The following is a 23,179-nucleotide window of genomic DNA, read 5'->3' as shown; positions in this document are numbered from 1 at the left end:
TTTAGTGGCAATGCGCAAGAGATTGCGCACTTTTCGGCTAACCTTCTAGGCTTAACTCTTGCTCTAGCCCCATATATTCTTCAATTGCTGCAAGTGGCATGGGCTTAGCAAAGTAATAGCCCTGAATCACATAGCACCCTCGACTGAATACATGTTCGAGTTGCTCATGGGTTTCAACGCCTTCAGCAACGACATCTAACTTTAAGTTTCTCGCGAGCTCAATAATACTGCTTGCTATCGCCTGATCGGCTTTATTGGTTGCGATATCAATCAAGAAAGAGCGATCAATCTTAAGAGTGTTAACTTCAAAATGTCGTAAGTAAGCAAGCGATGAATATCCCGTACCAAAATCATCAATTGCGACATCGATACCTATCTCTTTAAGTGCTTTAAGATGTTGCTTAGCGACCTTGAGCTCTTTCATCAATACCCCTTCGGTGATCTCTAATGAGAGCGAAGAGTTTGGCATGCCAGTTTCAGCCATGATCTGCTGAACACCGCTAATAAAATCTGGAAGACGAAAATGTAGTGCCGAGATATTAACCGAAACCTTGATAGGCTCTGATAGTTGCTCCGCCCAACGTGCTCCGTATAGGCATGCCTCTCGCATCACCCAACGATCTATCTCAACAATAAGTCCGCACGCCTCAGCAACTTTGATAAAGATGTCAGTTCGAATAAAGCCCTCTTTATGGTGACGCCAACGCAGAAGGGCTTCCACACCAACGAGCTTATCATTTTGTAAAATATCAATTTGCGGTTGAAAATGCAGCTCCAGCTGATTTCTCTCTATTGCCTTACGCAGATCAGCTTCTAACTTTAAGTGATAAAGTGCTTCTGCATTACGCTCCTCGGAATAATACTTAAAATGGCCACGCCCCTCTTCCTTAGCATGATACATAGCCAAGTCCGCATTTTTAATTAACGCCTCAGGCTGCTTCGCATCTTCTGGCCATAAACTCACACCTATGCTGGTTGAAATGTAAAACTCTCGACCGTAAAGCATAAAGGGCCGCTCAATACTCGCGAGTAACTGTTCACACAGGTAGTTTATCCCATCGATATTTGGGCCATCTCTAAGCAGAATAACAAACTCGTCTCCACCGAAGCGGCACAAGACATTTTCATCAGAGATTAGCGCCTGTAAGCGATTAGATGCCTCAACTAATAGGGCGTCTCCCATACTATGCCCATAGGAGTCATTTACATGTTTAAACCTATCTAAATCTAAGAAGAGTAACGCTAAACTCGTACCATCCTTTTCAGCCTGATATACGGATTGAGAAAGTTTACTCGAAAATAATGAACGATTAGGCAAGCCCGTCAGCACATCGTAATTGGCTAAACGACGAAGATCGGCCTCGGTACGTTTTCGCTCGGTAATATCTGAAAACACAGCCACGTAATGACTGGTGTCACCATGGGTATTCAAAATCGAGGAAACGTTTAACCAGACGGGCCTATTGAGCCCCTCTCCGGTATCCACAAAACACTCACCAGTCCAACTCAGCCCTTGCTGTAATAAGTTGGCGATACTCGAACTCACTCCGTCTACTTGTAACACCTCAAGGAATGCTAAGCCAATTAAGTTATCTGGCGCTAAACCAATCATATCTTGAGCCGACTTATTGGTAACTTGAATTCTCTCACTACTATCAAAGATAAGTACGGCTTCTGAAGTGTTTTCAAACGCTTGCGCCAATAAGTAGACATCGTCTTTGAGCTTGCGCTGTTCGGTAATATCACTGTAGATCCCCGAAACCCGCTCTATGACTCCAGTGGACAGGCTGCGCTCCACCGGACGCCCCATTACACGTACCCAGCCCATACTGCCGTCTGTGCGCCAGTATCGATACTCAAGTTCAAACCTATCGGTACGCTCCTGTAGCATATCCTCCCAAGCCGCCATCACTTCCGCTGCATCATCTTGATGAATGGGGAACTCTTTCAGGCTTAGGTATACTTGCGGCTCTTCGGCACTCAACAATCCGGCAATGTTTTCTAGGCGAAACAGCTCCCCCTCTCGCTGCCATTCCCATAGCTCTGAGTTACTGCCTTTTAGCGCCTGTTTTAAACGATTTTCACTATTAGTCAGTGCTGAGTTCATGACTTTAAATGCTTTCACTTGGCGCTGACGAATAAGAATAACGCCAAGGGCTGCAAGCAATAAGCAGATAAGTAGCATTCCTTTAAACCATGAGCTCTGCCACCAAAATTTTTCCACATAAAAACGATAGGAGAATGGTGTATCTGACCAAATTTCATTATCCATGCTAAGGATATCAAGTGCATAGGCACCTGACTCTAAACCGGAAATATTCAGCTGCGAGTTGCCATCGAGATAAATATAACTGGCTTGTTTATCAAGGCCGCTACGACGCAGGCGATACTGGAGTTGCATCGGCTTTTCATCAAGGTAGTTGTTACGGGATAGCTGAAAACTGATCAATTGTGCACCCGGCAAAATATGATAGTCATTCAGTGGCATCAAATTGAGTTCGCTGCGGTCCTCAAAATAGATCTCTACTGACTCCAAGATCACAGAGTCATGAGCAGTTCTATTTTCCAGTTTCTCAACATCGAGCAACATTGCTCCATCAGGCGTACCGAGATAGACCCCTTCGTCAGCAGCAAAATAGGCCCCCTCATTTAGCTCATCACTGATCCAGCCATCATGTGGCAAGACAGTGATAATCTCCCCATCGATAAGGTTTTGTCGGATCATGGAGCGGGGGCAGCCAATTAAGCGGTAATTCCCCAAATCCTCGATAAAATAGATGCCGCTACACTTAACCTTCCAATCATCGGTCACGCTTCTAAGGGCACCGGTTTGCACATCATAGGAGATGAGTCCCTGCGCATCCAAGCCAAGCCAAAGCTCTCCGGGATTAACCTCTTTAATGAATCGAACATTGGGTTCACCGGGACGAAAACTTAATGGCTCCAATACCGGATGAAAAGTCTCCTGTGAGTCTAGGTAGCCAAAAATATGATTACCACCTAACCATAAGCGCTGGCTGCTATCTCGAGTAATCGAGACGATCTCAACCGCTATATTACTATTAAGGGCGCTGCCTAAGCGCACCGACTTAGGCTCAAGGAAACCCTGTTCCCAATAAAATAGCCCACTACTCGTTGCGAACCAGATACGCCCCTTGATGAGAGGATCGAAGTAAGTATTGTAAACAACTTTATATTCAAGCGAACTTTTACCACCGGACCAGCTGGCAAAGCTTTGGGTATGGAAAGTATTCTTATTTACGACAGATAAACCATTGGTACTCGAGAGCAATAGGTAGTCTTCATCTAATGAGTCGATTTTATAAATGCTATCGTTTAGGTTTATGCCATGAGGATTAATGACATAGGATCCCTGAGTTCGCTTATCCACGAGGATCAAACCTGCATCGGTACCAAACCAAAGGTGTTCATCATCTGTATAGATAGCCCAAATCACCTCGTCCTTCATCTGATAGGGTGTGGCTTTGCTGAACTTATCAAGAATAAAGCCGGGATCGTTAGCTAAGATAGCCACTCCATCACCGCTGCCACCGACCCAAATTAGGCCAGTTTCATCGACGGCGATGTCGTAGGTATAATCCATATTAGATTTCAGCTTTAATTCATTACCGTAGAGCACACCTTTTTTGGCATCGGGAAACCATCGTAGCAATCCAGCCCGAGTAGAAAGCCAGAGAAACCCCTGCTTATCTTCGGCAATACTCGTGATGTAGTGCTGGAGCTGTTCAACTTTTTCTATTGTTAAACTGGCTTGATCGATCTCAAATAACCCCTTACTCGAAGTTATCCAAGCTCGGCCACTGGAATGACGAAAAACACTCTTAATTTTTCCCCAAGCATCGGGCCAAGGTAACACCCTCAACCTGACCCCGTGAATATCTCGTACCTCTAAATGCTTCTCTTTGCCGATAAGCAGACGCTGATCGGATAGGGGTAACATAATACGCCATGGATGATCGGGATTACTGGGAAGGAAGTTTATCCGTTCAAGTAACATGCTTTTATAATTGAAGCGAAGCAACTCACCGTCAAAGGTCAAAAAGATCCTGTCACCGTTAGCATCTTCTATTTGAGATACGATGCCGCTACCGCGATACTCAGGAAATAACTCAGGGCTACCAAACTCGATAAATTCGTTGGTATAAATATCATATAGGTAAATGCGATAGGCGCCACTAACAAGGATATGCTGCTTACTTAGAGGCAGAGCGAGATAAAGCACACTATCGGAGAGTTTTGAGTTTAAGCCGACCTTATCGATACGACGAACTTTATTACTGCTGACTCGATACAGCCCCTCTTCTGTCGCCAACCAGGTAAAACCATGCTCGTCAAAAGAGATATCCCACACAGTGCCATTGATGAGTCCATCACTTGCACTCAATACGCGCTGCACCACTCCGTTAGCCATAGCAGGCACGGCGCAAGTAACCATTAATAGAATAAAGCCAAGCCAAATTTTTTTAATTATTGTTCTCATCTGCTTTAGTGCTCTTTCAGATTAACCTGAATGTAGCATTTAGATAACAGAGATTCACCCTTTGATTACCTAAATAGCGCTCGTCCGAGTAGCTGACAATAAAAAAGCGCTCAAAAGAGCGCTTTTTTCAGATGAAAAGCAGTTTATCTTAACCGCTTACTTTTTCTTCTTTGCCTTTGGGTTTGGCAAATCAGTGATTGAACCTTCGTAAATCTCAGCCGCTAGGCCAACAGACTCATGCAACGTTGGGTGAGCATGAATCGTTAGTGCTAGGTCTTCAGCGTCACAACCCATTTCGATTGCAAGGCCAATTTCACCTAATAGCTCACCACCGTTAACACCGACAATAGCACCACCAATAACACGATGTGTCTCTTTGTCGAAAATAAGCTTAGTCATACCGTCAGCACAATCAGAGGCGATTGCGCGGCCACTTGCAGCCCATGGGAAAGTCGCAGTTTCATAAGCAACACCTTGCTCTTTCGCTTCTTTCTCAGTCAGACCAACCCACGCCACTTCTGGGTCTGTGTAAGCGATTGATGGGATAACTTTAGGATCGAAGTAGTGCTTAAGACCTGAAATCACCTCAGCAGCTACATGACCTTCATGCACACCTTTGTGTGCAAGCATTGGTTGACCCACGATGTCACCGATTGCAAAGATGTTTGGTACGTTAGTACGCATCTGCTTATCAACATTGATGAAGCCACGCTCATCGACGTTAACACCAGCTTTCTCTGCGTCTAGACCCTTACCGTTTGGTACACGGCCGATTGCAACCAATACCGCGTCATAACGCACTGGCTCTGTTGGCGCTTTCTTGCCTTCCATCGTCACGTAGATGCCATCTTCTTTTGCTTCTACTGCTGTAACTTTGGTTTCAAGCATCAAGTTGAACTTCTTCTTGATCTTCTTGGTGTAAACGCGAACTACGTCTTTGTCAGCAGCTGGGATCACTTGGTCAAACATCTCAACCACGTCGATTTCGCTACCTAGAGAAGAGTAAACGGTACCCATCTCTAGACCAATGATGCCGCCCCCCATAACCAGTAGCTTGCCAGGCACTTCTTTAAGCTCAAGTGCATCAGTTGAATCCCATACGCGAGGATCATCATGAGGAATAAATGGCAGTTGAATTGGGCGAGAACCCGCTGCAATAATTGCTTGTTCAAAATGAACAACTTTAACGCCGTCTTCACCTTGAACTTCTAGCGTGTTAGGGCCAGTGAACTTACCAAGACCATTAACCACGTCAACCTTACGCATCTTAGACATTCCGCCTAAGCCGTTAGTTAGCTGACCGATTACCGACTTCTTGTATTCACGTAGCTTATCAAGATCAATCTGTGGCTCACTGAAAACTACACCGTGGTTAGAAACCGCTTTTGCTTCTTCAATGACTTTAGAAACGTGAAGCAAAGCTTTAGAAGGGATACAACCAACGTTTAGACATACACCGCCTAACGTGCTGAAACGTTCGACGATAACAGTATCTAGACCTAAATCTGCAGCACGGAATGCAGCTGAATAGCCAGCAGGGCCAGCGCCTAGTACAACTACCTGAGTTTTAATTTCGTTACTCATGTTTTCCTCTATTCTTTTTATGTCGTTGATGGCACCGACTTAACAATAAGTACCGACTCAACGAAAAACTGTGGCCAAATCTTGTAAGGTGGCCGCATTTTAACCTTTGTTTGATACGGATCACAATCCTAGAAACACTTAATCTTGTTGATGATTCTTAATAGTTGAAGATTAAGCTATCTAGAAAATAGGCTGCTTGAATCAAGCAGCCTATTTTGTTTAAAGCACTAAGGTTCGAATATCTGACAGGCAGCTATTCAAGTAAGTGATAAAACGCGCACCATCGGCACCATCAATCACTCTATGGTCATAAGAGAGTGATAGCGGCAACATCAAGCGCGGCTCAAACTCTTTACCGTTCCAAACTGGCTTCATGTCTGACTTAGATACGCCCAAGATAGCCACTTCAGGTGCATTCACAATCGGCGTAAATGCCGTACCACCAATGCCGCCTAAGCTTGAAATCGTGAAGCAACCGCCCTGCATATCAGCAGCCGTTAGCTTGCCGTCACGGGCTTTCTTAGACACTTCTTTCAATTCATTAGAAAGCTCATGAATCCCTTTCTTATTCACATCTTTAAAGACGGGAACAACAAGGCCATTCGGCGTATCAACAGCGATACCTATGTTGACGTACTTCTTCAAAATCAAGCTTTCGCCGTCTTCTGACAGTGAAGAGTTAAAGGTTGGGAAAGTTTCCAACGCCTTAGCTGCCGCCTTCATAATAAATACTAAAGGCGTGATCTTCATGCCTGAATCTTTCTTCGCTTCAGCAGCATTTTGTGCCTTACGGAAAGCTTCTAGCTCTGTAATATCAGCATCATCCCACTGGGTAACATGCGGGATCTTCACCCAGTTACGGTGTAGGTTAGCACCTGAGATCTTTTGAATACGTGATAGCGGTTTAACTTCTGTCTCACCAAACTTGCTGAAATCGACTTTTGGCCATGCCAATAGATTCAGTTCGTTACTACCACCAGCAGTATTAACACTACCCGACTCAACTTGCTTGATCGCCGCCTTAATGTAGTTTTGAACGTCTTCTTTAATGATACGACTCTTACGGCCAGTACCTTTAACATTAGCTAGGTTAACACCTAGTTCACGCGCCATACGGCGGATCACTGGTGACGCATGTGCGTAAGCACTGTTCTCAACGAAATCTTCTTTCGCTGCAGTTGTCGGTGCCTGACTAGAGACTGCTTGGCTAGGTGCAGGAGCTGCAACTGGCGCTGGAGCTGCTTGCGCAGCGGCTGGAGCCTCAACTGCAGGAGCGCTACCCGCCACTTCGAAGGTCATGATTAATGAGCCCGTAGACACCTTGTCGCCTTGAGCAACTTTAATCTCTAACACTTTACCGGCAAAAGGTGCAGGCACTTCCATCGCAGCCTTGTCGCCCTCAACAGAGATAAGAGATTGTTCTTCGGTTACCGTGTCGCCCACTTTAACCATGATCTCGGTCACTTCAACTTCATCGCCACCAATATCAGGTACGTTGACGTCTTGTGCTGTTGGCGCTGCCGATGGTTCAGCGGCTACTGGTGCAGGCTCAGCAACAGGTGCTGTTTCTGCTGTACTTCCTGCAGCGTCAGATTCAAAAATCATAATTAATGAGTCTGTAGACACTTTATCGCCAACGGCTACTTTGATCTCTTTTACAATACCCGCTTTCGATGCCGGGACTTCCATCGCAGCTTTATCACCTTCAACAGAGATAAGCGATTGCTCTTCTTCGACCTTGTCACCAACACTCACAAGGATCTCTGTTACTTCAACCTCATCCGCACCAATGTCAGGTACATTAATTTCGATTGCCATTCTGTATTGCCTCTTACGCGTATAGCGGGTTTGTCTTGTCAGTGTCGATGTTGAACTTAGCGATGGCTTGTGCAACCACTGACTTTTCAATATCACCACGTTTTGCGAGTTCATTCAGTGCCGCTACAACAACGTAGCCAGCATTGACTTCAAAGTGACGACGTAGGTTTTCACGGCTGTCTGAACGACCGAAACCATCTGTACCTAGTACTTTGAATGTTTCTGAAGGCATAAATGCACGAACTTGTTCCGCATAATTCTTCATATAATCTGTTGCTGCAATTGCAGGCTCTTTGCCCATCACTTGAGTGATATACGCTTGCTTAGGCTCAGCTTCAGGATGCAGCATGTTATAACGCTCAACATCTTGACCTTCACGAGTTAGCTCGTTAAATGAAGTCACAGAGTAAACATCTGACGCCACATCGTACTCATCACTTAGAATCTGCGCTGCTTTACGCACTTCATTCATGATAGTACCCGAACTCATTAACTGAACCTTATGGCTACCCTTATAAGACTCAAGCTTATAGATACCTTTACGAATACCTTCCTCGCAGCCTTCAGGCATTGCTGGCATCGCGTAGTTTTCATTCATTAGCGTCAAGTAGTAGAACACGTTCTCTTGATCGCCATACATGCGACGAATACCGTCTTGCATGATAATCGCTAACTCATACGCGAATGTAGGATCGTAAGAGATACAGTTCGGGATGGTATTTGCTTGAACATGGCTGTGACCATCTTCATGCTGCAGACCTTCGCCGTTTAGTGTTGTACGACCTGCTGTTGCGCCTAATAGGAAACCACGAGCCTGCTGATCACCCGCCATCCATGCCATGTCACCAACGCGTTGGAAACCAAACATAGAGTAGTAGATGTAGAATGGGATCATAGGTAGATCGTTAGTGCTGTATGAAGTTGCAGCTGCAACCCAAGACGACATAGCGCCTAGCTCATTGATACCTTCCTGTAGTACTTGACCAGAAGTGGCTTCTTTGTAGTAAGACACAACACTGCGATCTTCAGGCGTATATTCTTGACCATATGGGTTGTAGATACCAATTTGGCGGAATAGACCTTCCATACCAAAGGTACGTGCTTCATCGGCAATGATAGGCACGATGTTCTTACCAATACCTTTATTCTTAAGCAGAATGTTTAAGGTACGCACGAAAGCCATTGTGGTTGAAATCTCACGCTTTTGCTCAACAAGCAAAGAGCTAAATTCTTCAACTTCTGGCAGCTCTAATGGCTGTGTGAAGTTAGGTAAACGCTGTGGAGTATAACCATGCAAGGCATCACGACGAGCATGCAGATAATCATATTCAGGCGATCCTTCCTCTAATTTGAGGTATGGAAGCTCAGATACTTTATCATCAGTTAGCAAATCGCTAAGACCTAGACGGTTGCGTAGCTGAAGTACATGGGTCATATCCATCTTCTTCACGCCGTGAGCGATATTCTTACCTTCAGCAGCATCACCCATACCGTAACCTTTTACAGTTTTAGCTAAGATGACTGTTGGCTTACCTTTAGTGTCTTGCGCATTCTTAAATGCTGCAAACAACTTAGATGGCTCATGACCACCGCGCTTAAGCGCGAAGATCTCTGCATCTGTCATATCAGACACAAGCGCTGCTGTTTCTGGGTACTTACCAAAGAAGTGCTCACGTACATAAGCGCCGTCTTTTGACTTAAATGTCTGGTAGTCACCATCGATGGTTTCATTCATTAACTGTAATAGCTTGCCCGATGTATCTTTAGCAATTAAGGCATCCCAGTTGTTACCCCAGATCACCTTAACCACATTCCAGCCAGCGCCTCTGAACAAGCCTTCAAGCTCTTGAATGATTTTACCGTTACCCATCACAGGACCATCTAGGCGCTGCAGGTTACAGTTAATTAAGAAACATAGGTTATCTAGCTTTTCACGGGCAGCGAAAGAGATTGCACCGCGAGATTCTGGCTCGTCCATCTCACCATCACCCAAGAAGGCATATACGCGCTGGGCTGAAGTGTCTTTTAGACCGCGACCATCTAGGTACTTAAGGAAACGTGCCTGATAAATTGCAGACATTGGGCCTAGACCCATAGATACAGTCGGGAACTGCCAGAACTCAGGCATTAACTTTGGATGTGGGTATGAAGGAATACCTTTACCATCAACTTCCTGACGGAAATTATCTAGTTGCTCTTCTGTCAAGCGGCCTTCAACGAATGCACGCGAGTAGATACCAGGAGAGATGTGACCTTGGTAATAAACTAAATCACCACCATCAACCTCGTTTGGCGCACGGAAGAAGTGGTTAAAACACATTTCATAAAATGAAGCAGCTGATTGGTAAGACGCCATGTGGCCACCGAGGTCTAAATCTTTTTTAGACGCACGTAGCACAATCATAGTTGCGTTCCAGCGAATAATAGAGCGAATACGACGCTCAATAGTTGTATTACCAGGATAAGCAGGCTCTTGACTCGTAGGAATAGTATTGATGTAGTTAGTCGTAATCCCCGTCGCCATATCGACACCGTCTAAGCGGGCCTTATCTAGTACTTGTTCTAATAGAAATTGAGCACGCTCAACCCCTTCTTCACGTACAACAGATTCTAAAGCAGACAACCACTCGTTGGTTTCTAGTGGATCGACATCTTGTAGCATATGTTCAGACATTTGCAGTCCTTTCCTATACGTAATACCTAAGTAACTACTTCCAGTTATTAGTGTATTTGGATTTAACCTACTTCGGTTACAAGCCTATTCTTCGAATCGAGTAAGCTTATACACCACTCTTTAAGCGGCGCAGACTACGCTGCAACCGGCTATCTTCTTCCCTTACAGACAACATCACTTCTTCGATGTAACTTAAGTGTTCATTCGAAGCTTCGCGTGCCGCTTCAGGGTCTCGACGAACAATGGCTGCGAGCAGCGCTCGCCGGTGTTCATTGGCCATCGTAGAGGCTTCTTCGCGTCGGCTTAAAAGCTCTAAGTTCTGTGCCACGTTCTTATGCAGCACAGGGGATAAACTTAATACTAGGTGTAACATAGCCACGTTGTGGGAGGCTTCTGCAACTGCACGGTAAAAACGTACAATGGCATTAGCTTGCTCTTCGATGTTTTTAGCAGCTTCCACTTCTAAAATGGTGCGCTTGATATTTTGCATATCGGCATCGGTACCACGAAGCGCAGCAAAGTACGCCATCATGCCTTCTGTTGCATGACGAAACTCCAGCAAGTCATACTGACTCTCTGAATCTGAATGCATTAGTTCAACGATTGGATCGGCAAGACTTTGCCAAAGCTGCTCTTTTACATAGGTTCCGCCGCCTTGACGACGCATCAACAAGCCCTTTGCCTCAAGCTTCTGGATCGCTTCACGCAAAGAAGGTCGGGAGACTTCAAATTGCAACGCCAGTTCACGTTCGGGAGGAAGCTTCTGACCTGGTTGGATACTCCCTTCCAAGATCATCTGTTCCAACTGCCCCATAATGACGTCGGATATTTTCGGCTGGTTTATTTTGCTATAAGCCATATGGGCCTCAGCTCCTATTGTAAATTGGTCTTACCAATTTAATTGACTGAGCGCACTTTATCAAATCACACTTTGGATGTCCAGTTAGTGATCTACATCATATCTATGCACGATGTGTGAGCATAGCTGATTTTTTTCACTATGGGGTCAGACCAATGTGCCAAACTAGATAATTAGCGCAGTGATAATTATTATCATAAGCAATTAAACATGGAGAGATTTTTGATGAATATTAACGATAAATGAGACTGTGCGAACCACTTTAATTCAGTGGTCCGCACACAAATTTGCCTAATTATTTGAAGGCGTATTTTTTATTATCAACCTGACTGTTTGCCTATTAACTCACCACCCTTTAATTAACGACACCGAGTATTGTCATTAATGACAGCACAGTGATCAGCAAGATGAAGTTGCGTTTACTCAGTTGCAGTAGTGCAATAGTCGATTGCAAACAGATAGGTGCAGAAGAAGCTTCCGGCAAGGTTTCTGCTGCGACTGCAACATGGGAAATGATATTTCTAGCCGAGCGATTGGGCTTAGTCGCATTTTGCAGCCAAACCGCAATAGCTTGTCTAAAGTGGCCACTCAAAACATAACCAAATGAGAAGATTCGACTTGGCAACCAATCTAATACGAATAGTAGATTATCCACCAAGGGCAATGGCTTCTCACGAAGATGGCTCTGCTCACTATAAAAACGCACGCTACAATAAAGCACAGCCCCAACAGGGCCTAGCACTATGAGGTATAAGGCAATAGCACCATAGTAACGGTAGTTAATCCAAGCAACGCTTTGACCAACTACCTCACCTAAATCCTTCTCATCCACCGACTCTAGACTCTGGCTAGGATCCAGTGCTTTGGCGTAGTGAAAACAAGCTTGTGAATCGCCTCGACAAGCGGCTTGAATATAGCGCTTAAACGCCTGCCTCTGGGTGTTATGACTAAAGCACAAAACAGCAATGGCTACCCAAAGTGCAACGCTTACCGCCCCCCAAAGTAAACCTGAAACCAACCAAGATAAAATATAAACCACAACACTAGGCAGGATGATCGCCACTATCATCGAACCCAAAGTGGGCTCACGCTCATCGTTTATTAATGTTTTATGGTACTTAGCTAATAACGCATCAAACTGCCACGCATCTGGCAACAGCCTTAACCGTTCGACCAAAATGGCGACTAACAACGCAAACAAAGCCATATTTTCCACCTTTCCTATTTAGCTGCAGCACAAGCCCAAGCCGCATCTCCCATTGGCACTCTATCTAGAATGCCGCCTTATATCGCAGCCAATCAAAGCTACTACCGGGATCCGTTTTTCTCCCAGGCGCTATATCACTGTGTCCTGTAACCCTATTCTTATTAAGTGCAGGGTAATGTTTAAATAAGCTATGAGTTAGCTCAATTAAGCATTGATACTGCTCATCTGAATAAGCAACATCGTCCGTTCCTTCAAGCTCAATGCCTATGGCGAAGTCATTACAGTTTTGCCGACCGTCAAACTCGGACACTCCAGCATGCCAAGCGCGATCATCACAAGAAACATACTGCACTAACTCACCATCTCGCCGTATAAGAAAGTGGGCTGAGACCTCTAACCCCTGCAGCTCTTTAAAACTTGCATCGGCGTCTATGTCTAAACAGCCTTGAAATAACTGGTCGATATAGGGCTCACCAAAACACCCAGCTGGCAGACTGATATTGTGGATCACCAACAGGCTCACTTCATTGAGCGGTCTTAGATTAAAATGGGGTGACGGGCAAAATCGAGCCTGAATCACCCAGCCATCTAGTAAAGTAAGCGACAAAAGCGAGATCCCAAAGCTAATATATTAAACGCACTTTAGCAGTTTTAACCCTATGAATATAGCCACTCTTTTGAGTTTTATCATCTTAAAAAAGCGAACAATTCAAGAGTATAAACCGCAATAATGCTAGCCTCTTTCCTAATACCAATCAGTAAAAACATTTGGTCCCTCAGCGAGAATTTAGCGGCTCAGAGGCAAGCAATGAGTGAAGAGCAATAGTTATTTTACGGTTAAGCTCACTCTAGTTTAAAAAGAGTCACGGCATCAGAACCGCTAAAACTCGCCATTCTGGAGTTTTTTTGACTGCCTAATTCTGCGTTGAAATAGCTTTATAAGGGAATAACCATTATTACAGCTATTCGCCTTGAAACAGTTTGCCAAAAAACGCTCTGAGTAGATCAAATTCTTATACTGATTGGTATAACCCTTTATGTTAAGATAAAAACCATTATTAAAGCGTGCCTCATATATTCCTGTATAAGCCAGTAAGAAAGGACAGCTCACATGCTTGAAAATGACATTCGACTCTCAGTCAAATCTGCTCTTGACGAAGATTTAGGTCATCAAGATGCCAATTCGGACTTCTCCTCTAGACCACGATCCGATGCCGACATTACCGCACAACTGATCCCAGCAGAAAAACTCGCTCAAGCCACACTCATCACCCGTGAAGAGGGCGTTTTTTGCGGAAAAGCCTGGGCCGAACAGGTTTTTAATCAATTAGGTGGCGAAGTCGCCCTACATTGGCATGTTGATGATGGTGACTTAGTGCTGCCCAACCAACTCCTTTGCGAGCTAGAGGGCCCCGCTAGAGCCATCCTCACCGGTGAGCGAACAGCGATGAACTTCATCCAAACCTTATCGGGTGTCGCCACGTTAACTAAACACTACGTAGATCGTTTATCTGGCACTCACACACGCCTGCTTGATACCCGTAAAACCATTCCGGGCCTGCGTACGGCGCAAAAATATGCAGTGACGTGCGGCGGTGGGCAAAATCATCGTATAGGGCTCTTTGATGCGTTTTTAATTAAAGAAAACCACATCATGGCCTGTGGCGGTATCGCCAAGGCCATTCAAACAGCCAGAGAACTACATGCTGACAAACTGGTCGAAGTCGAAGTGGAGAGCATTGACGAATTAAAACAAGCCCTCGATGCCCAGTCTGATATCGTCATGCTAGATAACTTCGACATCACCATGATGCTTGAAGCGGTCGAACTGAATAATAGTTACAAAGACAGAGGGCTTGGCGTGAAGCTTGAAGTATCCGGTGATGTAACCCTTGAGACCATAGGTAACTTCGCCAAAACGGGCGTCGACTATATCTCAGTAGGCGCATTGACCAAGCATGTGCGCGCACTAGATCTATCGTTAAGGCTTAAGTAACCCTTCAGCCACATTCAAGACAAGATGAGATGAGATAATCATCAACAAAAAGCCTAAGCTAAACGCTTGGGCTTTTTTAGTTAAAGCAAAACGCATTTAAAAGTCGCGCCTAAAATTGCCAACAAATAACCTGCTCATCAGATAAACTTTACCGTCCACTCTCAAATTAACCTGCCAGATAACGTTTTTATCGAAATGAATAGAAATGCGTTTAAAACGCTTTTACTCCCTATATTTAATCAAGATAGGAAAGAAATGTTAAACTAACCCAATGACCAAATAGGTATATTTTTCTAATCACACGCGCCCAACTAATAAAATAAAAACAAAGCTTAAGTTTATTTAGCGTCACGACCCAATCGCCAAAATTTAACATTTAAGTCAATCCTGCAGCCCTTGATTAGGCTTCACAAACAAGTTACTCGGCTTTGAGTTTCCCATTAGCATTAACCTTTATTGTTCCTCTCCTAGCCTAAATGCAAATAAGCGGCGCATAGCAGCTTGCAGCATCAGTATATCCATAGAGTATTTAGGGGCATTAGCTTTTATAAAAAGCTCATGAATCGATCATCAAAAAAATGACACCTTAACCATAAGTGCCAATATTTTAAACACAGTCAAACAACCGCTATAACCAAAGCGACCGCAATTACTTATTTTTAGAAAAATTAGCAATTAAAAAGCTACTTTATGGCAATTCACTATTCCATTTTTATTAACTTTGTACTAACTTGCACTTAGGCGAGATTGCCGGCTTGGTTAACTCGTTATTGATATAACAACAGCTTTGGCTTAACGAAAATGAAACAGATCATTTATTAACCAAAACTGAGTAAGCTTCAGTTAAAAAAAGTAATACAAACTTACTGAACAAATTTGTTAATACTGAATTTTTCTGAAGATGAAACACGTTAACAATAACGGCGGGTGACCTTTAAATTTAACTTTTTATATTTAAGATAGAAACGGATACCTAAAGTCGCGCTATGCGTCACTAAGTAGCTAAGCGAGATACTCTCAGGCAATAGCCAGTATCAGCCTTAGTTGTGACCATTAGTATAAGGAGTCGCGACATGCTAGCGCAGGAGCATCGAGCAGGGTTGAAGCACTATTCACTGATGTAAACAGTGATATACACAGTACGAATAGCGATTTGAATAGCAACAGTCTGCGTTCAAACGTGATTCAAAGCTTTCTAATGGAGATAGACATGAAAAGCATGATGAAATCAAACATGAATAACGCTAAGGGCTTCACCCTAATTGAATTGATGATCGTAGTGGCGATTATCGGTATCTTGGCTGCGGTAGCGCTTCCAGCTTATCGCGATTATGTTGCCGCAGCTCATGGCGGTGCAGCAATGAAAGGGGTTAGTGCGTACACATCAAAAGCTGTCGCTTGCGTTCAATCAGGCGTTGGCTGTGATTCCATTAAAAATGATGGTACTAACGTTGCAGAATTAACTGTTACACCGACAGACACCGCTTTTGCAGAAGAAAGTGGTGGCAAAATTTCCTTTGATGATGGCATTTGTGTGATTACAGCTACTGTAGGTGATTCTGGTACAGTTGAGTATACCGCTGATGTAGCAACCGGTGTGACTGGAACAACAAAAGAACAATGTGCTGACGGTGCAGGCAAAAATGTAAAAGCTGCTGCTTAACTAAGCAACTGCTGGTCAGAAGGGGATGATTGCCCTTTTGGCCAGCTACTCAAGCTAAAGTAGGTTTATTTATGCCAACGACAGGCTTACACCTAGGCTTATCAACTCTCTTCATACGTAAAAATTTGCTCACAGAAGAGCAGATAGCACTAGCTATCACTAAATCCCGTAAGAATAAAGCATCACTCGTCTCCACCGTTATCTCTGAAAACCTAATCGATGCCCGTAAAATAGCCGAGCTCTGCTATGAAGAGTATGGTACGCCGCTGCTTGACCTCAACGAATTCGATATTGGCTCAATCCCAGAAGAATTCATCAATAAGAAGCTGATCGACAAGCATAAATGTTTGCCGCTGTTTAAACGTGGCAACCGTCTCTATATCGCCACCTCCGATCCCACCAATATTGCCGCACTGGAAGACTTTCAGTTCAGCGCAGGCCTACATGCCGAAGCGATTCTGGTGGAAGACGATAAACTCTGCAAAGCGCTTGAAACTATTCTTGAAGATGACATAAGTGGTCTCGACTTAAGCTCAATTGATGAGGAAGCTTTAGCGGGTATCGAAGTCACCGACACCGATAAACGCAATGAAGAGCAGGATAGCGATGGCAAAGATGACGCGCCGATTGTCATCTATATTAATAAGATTTTGACCGATGCGATCCGTAAGGGTGCATCGGATCTGCACTTTGAGCCCTATGAGAAGCGCTACCGCATCCGTTTTCGCATCGATGGTATCTTGCATGAAGTGTCTGAGCCACCAGTAAATTTATCAGGCCGCATCTCCGCACGCTTAAAGGTGATGTCAAAACTGGATATTGCCGAGCGCCGTATTCCACAAGATGGCCGCATCAAGATGAAGCTTTCTCGCACTAAATCTATCGATTTTCGTGTCAGCACCCTGCCCACCATCTGGGGCGAGAAGATAGTAATGCGTATCTTGGACTCCTCTTCCGCCCAGCTCGGTATCGAGAAGCTTGGCTATGAAGATGACCAGCGACTGATGTATGAAGAGATGCTAGCCAAGCCTCAGGGGATGATTCTGGTTACTGGGCCTACAGGCTCGGGTAAAACGGTATCACTTTATACCGGCCTCAATATTCTCAATACCCAAGAGCGCAATATCTCTACCGCCGAAGATCCCGTGGAAATTAACCTCGAAGGGGTGAACCAAGTTCATATCAACCTAAAAGCAGGCTTAACCTTCGCCTCTGCGCTGCGCTCATTCCTACGTCAAGACCCCGATGTAGTCATGGTGGGGGAAATTCGAGACCTAGAAACTGCAGAGATCGCCATCAAGGCGGCGCAAACGGGTCACTTAGTACTATCCACCCTACATACCAACTCGGCAGCCGAGACCCTAACCCGTTTAATCAATATGGGCGTCCCCGGCTATAACATCGCCAGCTCGGTTAACCTGATTATTGCCCAGCGACTCTCAAGGCGCCTCTGTCCAACTTGCAAGGAAGCTGAAGATATACCTGCCGAGGAGCTACTTAAACTTGGCTTTAATCAACAGCAGGTCGATGCTGGAATTACTCCATTTAAACCTGTAGGTTGCGACCTCTGCTCTGGCGGCTATAAAGGCCGAGTCGGTATCTATGAAGTGATGAAGATGTCCGATGAAATAGCCCGTACCATCATGGAAGGCGGTAACTCATTACAAATTCTGAAACGAGCTAAACTACAAGGCATGCGCGACCTACGTGAGTCCGGATTGTTAAAGGTCATTCAAGGTGTGACCAGTATCGCTGAAATAAACCGCGTCACCAGCTTCTAACGGCTTAGGTTATTTTAGGCTGAGCAACAAACATCTCAATTAAAAGGAACCAATATGGCTACGGCAACAATAAAAAGTAAAAAGCCTCGCGCCAAAAAAGCTAAGGATGAGCCTAAAGTAGTCACCTTCGAATGGAAGGGAACTAAGCGTGATGGGTCCAAAACATCAGGAGAGTTAAGAGGGGTATCCAGCGCAGAAATACGCGCTCAACTTAAAAGCCAAGGGGTAACTCCAAAGCTTGTAAAAAAACAGGCTGCTCCACTGTTCAAACTTGGAGATCCAAAAATAAAACCCATGGATATCGCCATGGTGACCCGCCAAATTGCAACCATGTTGGCTGCTGGCGTCCCCTTAGTAACAACCATAGAGTTACTTGGCCGTGGCCATGAAAAAGCCCAGATGCGTGAGCTTTTGGCGACAATTCTTGCCGAAATTCAATCTGGTGTACCTCTTTCCGATGCACTCAGGCCCCATAGAAAATACTTCGATGACCTCTATGTCGATCTCGTTGCCGCAGGCGAGCATTCAGGCTCCCTCGATACTGTTTTCGACCGGATAGCCACCTACAGAGAAAAATCTGAAGCGCTGAAATCAAAAATTAAAAAGGCGATGTTCTACCCTGCAGCGGTCGTGATAGTGGCAATTTTAGTTACAACATTACTGCTACTTTTTGTTGTGCCTCAGTTCGAAGAGATCTTTAAAGGCTTCGGTGCAGAACTCCCAGCCTTTACCCAGTTTGTATTAAAGATATCTCGAGGACTTGAAAGTTCATGGTATTTCTTTGTCGCCGCAATCGCTATTGCTGTTTTTTCATTTAAAAAAACCCATCAAAACTCTCAAAAATTTAGAGATCAGGTAGATGCATTTATCTTAAAAATACCCGCTATTGGACCGATTTTACATAAGGGCGCTATGGCCCGCTTTGCACGAACTCTGGCGACCACCTTCGCCGCAGGTGTACCTTTAATCGATGGTTTAGAGTCAGCGGCTGGAGCATCAGGGAACGCCGTTTACCGTAAAGCAATTTTGAAAATTCGCACCGAAGTGATGTCGGGCATGCAGATGAATGTCGCCATGCGCACCACAGGCCTATTCCCCGATATGTTGATCCAGATGGTGATGATCGGCGAAGAGTCCGGCTCATTGGATAACATGCTCAATAAAGTGGCTAATATCTATGAAATGCAAGTCGATGATGCAGTTGATGGCTTATCAAGCTTGATAGAACCTATTATGATGGTGGTTATCGGCACCGTTGTTGGTGGCCTTATTGTTGCTATGTACTTACCAATCTTCCAGATGGGTAAAGTAGTGGGCTAATAACTAACACTACCATAAAGAAAAATAATGACTGATCTAATTTCTGTTTTTAGCCAGACTCCTTGGCTGTTTATTGCATTAAGCTTTATCTTTGCCGCCGTGATTGGTAGCTTTTTAAACGTTGTGATTCACCGCATGCCGGTGATGATGAAACGCGAATGGCAGCAAGAATGTAATCATTACCTCAGCGAATACAAAAAAGAGGTGTTTGAAAGCAATAAAAAACAACTCGAAGCCCCTATCGATGCGTTCCCTGAAAAGTACAATATCGTTGTTCCGGGCTCGGCTTGCCCTAAGTGCAAAACCAATATTAAGGCTATCCACAACCTCCCGATTCTTGGCTGGTTGATGCTAAAAGGTAAGTGCGCTTCATGTAGCACTAAAATCTCTGCCCGTTATCCTATCGTGGAGCTTATTACTGGCGCACTAGTCGCATTTCTAGCTTGGCACTTTGGCCCAACGTTAGAGTTTGCACTCACCACAATACTCACCTTCAGCCTTATCGCTTTAACCGGCATAGATCTAGATGAGATGCTACTGCCAGATCAGCTCACTCTGCCTCTGTTATGGCTGGGTCTTATCATCAACTTAGGTGGCACTTTTGCAACCACATCCGATGCGTTAATTGGTGCTGCTGCAGGTTATCTGAGTTTATGGAGCGTATTTTGGCTGTTTAAACTATTAACAGGCAAAGAAGGTATGGGCTACGGCGACTTTAAGCTGTTAGCCGTTTTTGGTGCCTGGTTCGGCTGGCAAGTACTGCCGCTCATTATCTTACTATCATCTCTAGTTGGTGCCATAGTGGGTATCGCACTTATAGTATTCAAGAAATTAAATCACGGTAACCCCATTCCTTTTGGTCCTTACATTGCGGCGGCTGGCTGGATTGCGATGATCTGGGGTGAGAGCATAACAAACTGGTACCTATCGACCTTATAAAGGCCATACACACATAAAGGAAAAGCAATGGCTGATTATATTGTTGGATTAACAGGTGGTATTGGCAGTGGCAAAACGACTGTAGCCAATCTGTTTGCAGAGCTAGGCATAACGCTTGTCGATGCAGATGTGATTGCCAGAGACGTTGTTATGAAGGGCTCCGATGGCCTAGCTCAAATCGCCCAACATTTTGGCGATGATATCTTATTAGATGATGGCAGCCTAGATAGAGCAAAGCTGAGAGAACGGATTTTCCAAGACGATGCAGAGCGAGTATGGCTAAACGGACTACTTCACCCATTAATACGTGAAACCATGCTGAAGCAATGTGAGCAAGCGCAATCAAATTATGTAATTATGGTTGTGCCCTTGCTATTTGAGAACGGGTTAGATAGCTTAGTAGATCGGACACTTTTGGTGGATATTTCACCAGAACTCCAACAACAGCGGACCATGTGCAGAGATAGTGTTACCGCCCAGCAAGTTAAAAATATAATAGGCAGTCAAGCTTCAAGAGCTGAGAAACTGTCAAAAGCTGATGATGTCATAGACAATCAAGGAAAGATATCGGCGTTAAAGTGCAAGGTAGAAGCACTACATAACTTTTATTTAAAATTATCCAGTAATTCTTGAATAACGCCATGACTGAACTGATCTACGAACAGCCTCTAAATGAAAAAATCCGTAGCTACTTACGCCTTGAGTATTTAGCTCAGCAGCTACAGGCTAACCTAGATCATGATCACCAACACCGCTGTTTTTATCCCCTATTTTCCCTATGCGAACTCTCAGAACGCTGTGACTATAGAGGAGAAGTGCTCAAAGACTTAGATAGGCAGCTATTCGCGTTATCAAAATGGCAATCACTACCCTCCATAAATGACGAGCAAATTGAGCTATATATATCAAAACTGTCAGCAGCTAGAGACGTACTGCAGGTAGCACAGAGAACAGGTCACCAACTTAAGCAAGACCGTTTCTTAACGGCCCTCAGGCAAAGATTTAATATGCCTGGCGCAAGCTGCAATTTCGATCTACCACAACTACACTATTGGCTGGCTAAACCGTGGGAAGATCGTCAAGCGGAATATCAAGACTGGGTTAGCCATTTCGCAAGCCTATTATCACCAGTTAAGCTGCTTCTAGACTTAACCAGACAGACAACAGAGTATCAAATTAAGCAAGCCTCCGGTGGCTTCTACCAAGGTAATAGTGAGCAGGCACTGTCTTTAATACGAGTTAAGCTCTCAGCCGATCTAGGATGCTACCCAACGATTAGCGGCCATAGAAATCGCTACGCTATACACTTTGTACAGTTTGATCAGCAAAAACACTCGGACCAAACCGTTGAATTCGAGTTGGCAACCTGCCCCTAACACTTTAAAATCTGCTAATACACTTTGTAACCATCAGCAAAACATCTGACAAGGCCCACTATGTCTTTAACCGTTAAATGCCCCACCTGTCAAACGCCAGTTACATGGAATGCAGAATCTGAATTTAAGCCCTTTTGTAGCGAGCGCTGTAAGCTTATTGACTTAGGCGACTGGGCCTCAGAGAAAAACGCTATTCCCGTCAAGCCTGAATTCGATCCTGAAATGTTAGATCAACTCGGTTATGATGAAGCGGACTTTTTCCTCGATGAAAATCCTTATAACGATGATAAGAACTCATGATCAAACAGATCCACGTTGCAGTTGGTGTAATCCAAGACTCTAATGAGCAAATTCTCATCGCTAAGCGCCCACAGCATCTCCATCAAGGAGGTAAATGGGAATTCCCAGGGGGTAAGGTAGAAGATACAGAAACGACATCTGAAGCGCTTATAAGAGAGCTGAAAGAAGAAGTTAATCTAGATGTTCTAAACACATATCCTCTCATGGAAATTCATCATGACTACGGCGATAAAAAGGTATTTCTTGATGTACATTGGGTAAAAGATTTCAGTGGCCAAGCTACAGGAGTAGAAGGCCAAGAGATTGAATGGGTTAAAATGAACCAACTTAGTCAATACGATTTCCCCGAAGCGAATAACGCTATCCTTAATAAAATCCTTAGCTAACAGCCACTCTTACGAACATCCATGAGCCACAAAAGTGGCTCTACTCGCTTTTCCAGTTACGCTAGCGCGATACTCCCCTACTCTCGTAGTTCGCGCAGCGAACACATAGGGGTGAAAATCTGGCGCTTTGAATACGCAGTATTCAGCCCCTCTGCTTTAAGTGAAGAGTGAACGCGGAGAAGCTTGCTTTCGTAGCTGGAGGCAAGGCACATGGCCTTTCCTTGGCATCCATGCCATCAAGGCATTTGTTAGTCCTAAACGTCAGATATGCCGAATGCCTGAAACGCATGGATGCAGTTTCTGGCCCCGCTCAGCGGCGGGTTGACGTTGGGAGTAGGTATTGCACGTACGTGCTTAAGTAGAAAAGTCAACTTAACCGGTAACGATACATTGATTAGGTAATCTTAATTACTTTTGTGTAGCCCAAACGCAAAAAAGCCACCTGCTTTTATCATATAAGAGTAGGTGGCTTCTTCACTTAATTTAAAGCCTGGAAATGGCCAGCTTCGAGCAAGCTCTCCGCGTTCACCCTACTATCACATGATTTGAAGCATGCTTCGCATGCACTCTCTACTTCCCCATGTTCGTTCGGTCATCTTTCCAGGCAATAACGAAAAAAGCCCGCTACATCGTAGCGGGCTTTCTCGTTATTTGGCGCCTGGAAATGACCTACTCTCACATGGGGAGACCCCACACTACCATCGGCGATACTGTGTTTCACTTCTGAGTTCGGAATGGATTCAGGTGGGACCACAGCTCTATGGTTTCCAGACAA

Annotated in this window: 16 protein-coding genes and 1 rRNA gene; 9 read left to right on the top strand and 8 right to left on the bottom strand. The window is 44.6% G+C overall.

What is annotated here, in order from left to right; translation table 11 throughout:
- Positions 1-37 precede the first annotated feature (37 nt).
- From K5Q92_RS04165 to ampD, 7 genes are all read right to left on the bottom strand, one after another.
- On the bottom strand, positions 38-4,501 hold the full coding sequence (locus K5Q92_RS04165) for an EAL domain-containing protein (RefSeq protein WP_220767796.1): 4,464 nt from the start codon (positions 4,499-4,501) through the stop codon (positions 38-40).
- Positions 4,502-4,657: 156 nt separating this feature from the next.
- On the bottom strand, positions 4,658-6,085 hold the full coding sequence (gene lpdA / locus K5Q92_RS04160) for a dihydrolipoyl dehydrogenase (protein ID WP_220767795.1): 1,428 nt from the start codon (positions 6,083-6,085) through the stop codon (positions 4,658-4,660).
- Positions 6,086-6,304: 219 nt separating this feature from the next.
- Complete coding sequence (gene aceF / locus K5Q92_RS04155; RefSeq protein WP_220767794.1) at positions 6,305-7,903, bottom strand: pyruvate dehydrogenase complex dihydrolipoyllysine-residue acetyltransferase; 1,599 nt, start codon at positions 7,901-7,903, stop codon at positions 6,305-6,307.
- 13 nt (positions 7,904-7,916) lie between these two features.
- Positions 7,917-10,577 (bottom strand): pyruvate dehydrogenase (acetyl-transferring), homodimeric type, encoded by a 2,661-nt coding sequence (aceE, locus tag K5Q92_RS04150; protein ID WP_220767793.1) that lies wholly within the window; start codon positions 10,575-10,577, stop codon positions 7,917-7,919.
- Between the two features lie 106 nt (positions 10,578-10,683).
- Positions 10,684-11,436: a pyruvate dehydrogenase complex transcriptional repressor PdhR gene (gene pdhR, locus K5Q92_RS04145; protein ID WP_220767792.1), complete on the bottom strand. Its 753-nt coding sequence runs from the start codon at positions 11,434-11,436 to the stop codon at positions 10,684-10,686.
- Positions 11,437-11,791: 355 nt separating this feature from the next.
- On the bottom strand, positions 11,792-12,643 hold the full coding sequence (ampE, locus tag K5Q92_RS04140; RefSeq protein ID WP_220767791.1) for a beta-lactamase regulator AmpE: 852 nt from the start codon (positions 12,641-12,643) through the stop codon (positions 11,792-11,794).
- A gap of 64 nt (positions 12,644-12,707) precedes the next feature.
- The gene (gene ampD, locus K5Q92_RS04135; protein WP_220767790.1) at positions 12,708-13,250 is read right to left on the bottom strand and encodes a 1,6-anhydro-N-acetylmuramyl-L-alanine amidase AmpD; all 543 of its coding nucleotides are present in this window, start codon (positions 13,248-13,250) and stop codon (positions 12,708-12,710) included.
- Between the two features lie 504 nt (positions 13,251-13,754).
- Here ampD and nadC point away from each other — a divergent pair.
- The 9 genes from nadC (at position 13,755) to mutT (ending at position 22,404) form a co-directional block, all read left to right on the top strand.
- Positions 13,755-14,639, top strand: coding sequence for a carboxylating nicotinate-nucleotide diphosphorylase (nadC, locus tag K5Q92_RS04130; RefSeq protein ID WP_220767789.1), 885 nt, complete (start codon positions 13,755-13,757; stop codon positions 14,637-14,639).
- 1,210 nt (positions 14,640-15,849) lie between these two features.
- Positions 15,850-16,302, top strand: a complete 453-nt coding sequence (locus K5Q92_RS04125) for a prepilin-type N-terminal cleavage/methylation domain-containing protein (protein ID WP_308443571.1) — start codon at positions 15,850-15,852, stop codon at positions 16,300-16,302.
- A gap of 71 nt (positions 16,303-16,373) precedes the next feature.
- On the top strand, positions 16,374-18,083 hold the full coding sequence (gene pilB / locus K5Q92_RS04120; RefSeq protein ID WP_220767788.1) for a type IV-A pilus assembly ATPase PilB: 1,710 nt from the start codon (positions 16,374-16,376) through the stop codon (positions 18,081-18,083).
- A gap of 54 nt (positions 18,084-18,137) precedes the next feature.
- On the top strand, positions 18,138-19,403 hold the full coding sequence (locus K5Q92_RS04115; RefSeq protein WP_220767787.1) for a type II secretion system F family protein: 1,266 nt from the start codon (positions 18,138-18,140) through the stop codon (positions 19,401-19,403).
- A 27-nt stretch (positions 19,404-19,430) separates the two neighbouring features.
- Complete coding sequence (locus K5Q92_RS04110; protein ID WP_220767786.1) at positions 19,431-20,342, top strand: A24 family peptidase; 912 nt, start codon at positions 19,431-19,433, stop codon at positions 20,340-20,342.
- 27 nt (positions 20,343-20,369) lie between these two features.
- Positions 20,370-20,975: a dephospho-CoA kinase gene (gene coaE, locus K5Q92_RS04105; protein ID WP_220767785.1), complete on the top strand. Its 606-nt coding sequence runs from the start codon at positions 20,370-20,372 to the stop codon at positions 20,973-20,975.
- Between the two features lie 8 nt (positions 20,976-20,983).
- Positions 20,984-21,718, top strand: a complete 735-nt coding sequence (gene zapD / locus K5Q92_RS04100) for a cell division protein ZapD (protein ID WP_220767784.1) — start codon at positions 20,984-20,986, stop codon at positions 21,716-21,718.
- A gap of 60 nt (positions 21,719-21,778) precedes the next feature.
- Positions 21,779-22,018: a DNA gyrase inhibitor YacG gene (gene yacG / locus K5Q92_RS04095; protein ID WP_220767783.1), complete on the top strand. Its 240-nt coding sequence runs from the start codon at positions 21,779-21,781 to the stop codon at positions 22,016-22,018.
- The gene (gene mutT, locus K5Q92_RS04090) at positions 22,015-22,404 is read left to right on the top strand and encodes an 8-oxo-dGTP diphosphatase MutT (protein ID WP_220767782.1); all 390 of its coding nucleotides are present in this window, start codon (positions 22,015-22,017) and stop codon (positions 22,402-22,404) included. Before yacG ends, mutT begins: the two co-directional genes overlap by 4 nt.
- A gap of 656 nt (positions 22,405-23,060) precedes the next feature.
- Here mutT and rrf read toward each other — a convergent pair.
- Positions 23,061-23,176 (bottom strand): 5S ribosomal RNA (rrf, locus tag K5Q92_RS04085).
- Positions 23,177-23,179 lie beyond the last annotated feature (3 nt).

Origin of the sequence: Shewanella sp. MBTL60-007 (assembly GCF_019654915.1) — a bacterium.
Lineage (GTDB): Bacteria > Pseudomonadota > Gammaproteobacteria > Enterobacterales > Shewanellaceae > Shewanella.
The sequence above is the reverse complement of the archived record's forward strand: the minus strand, read 5'-3'. Positions and strand labels throughout refer to the sequence as shown.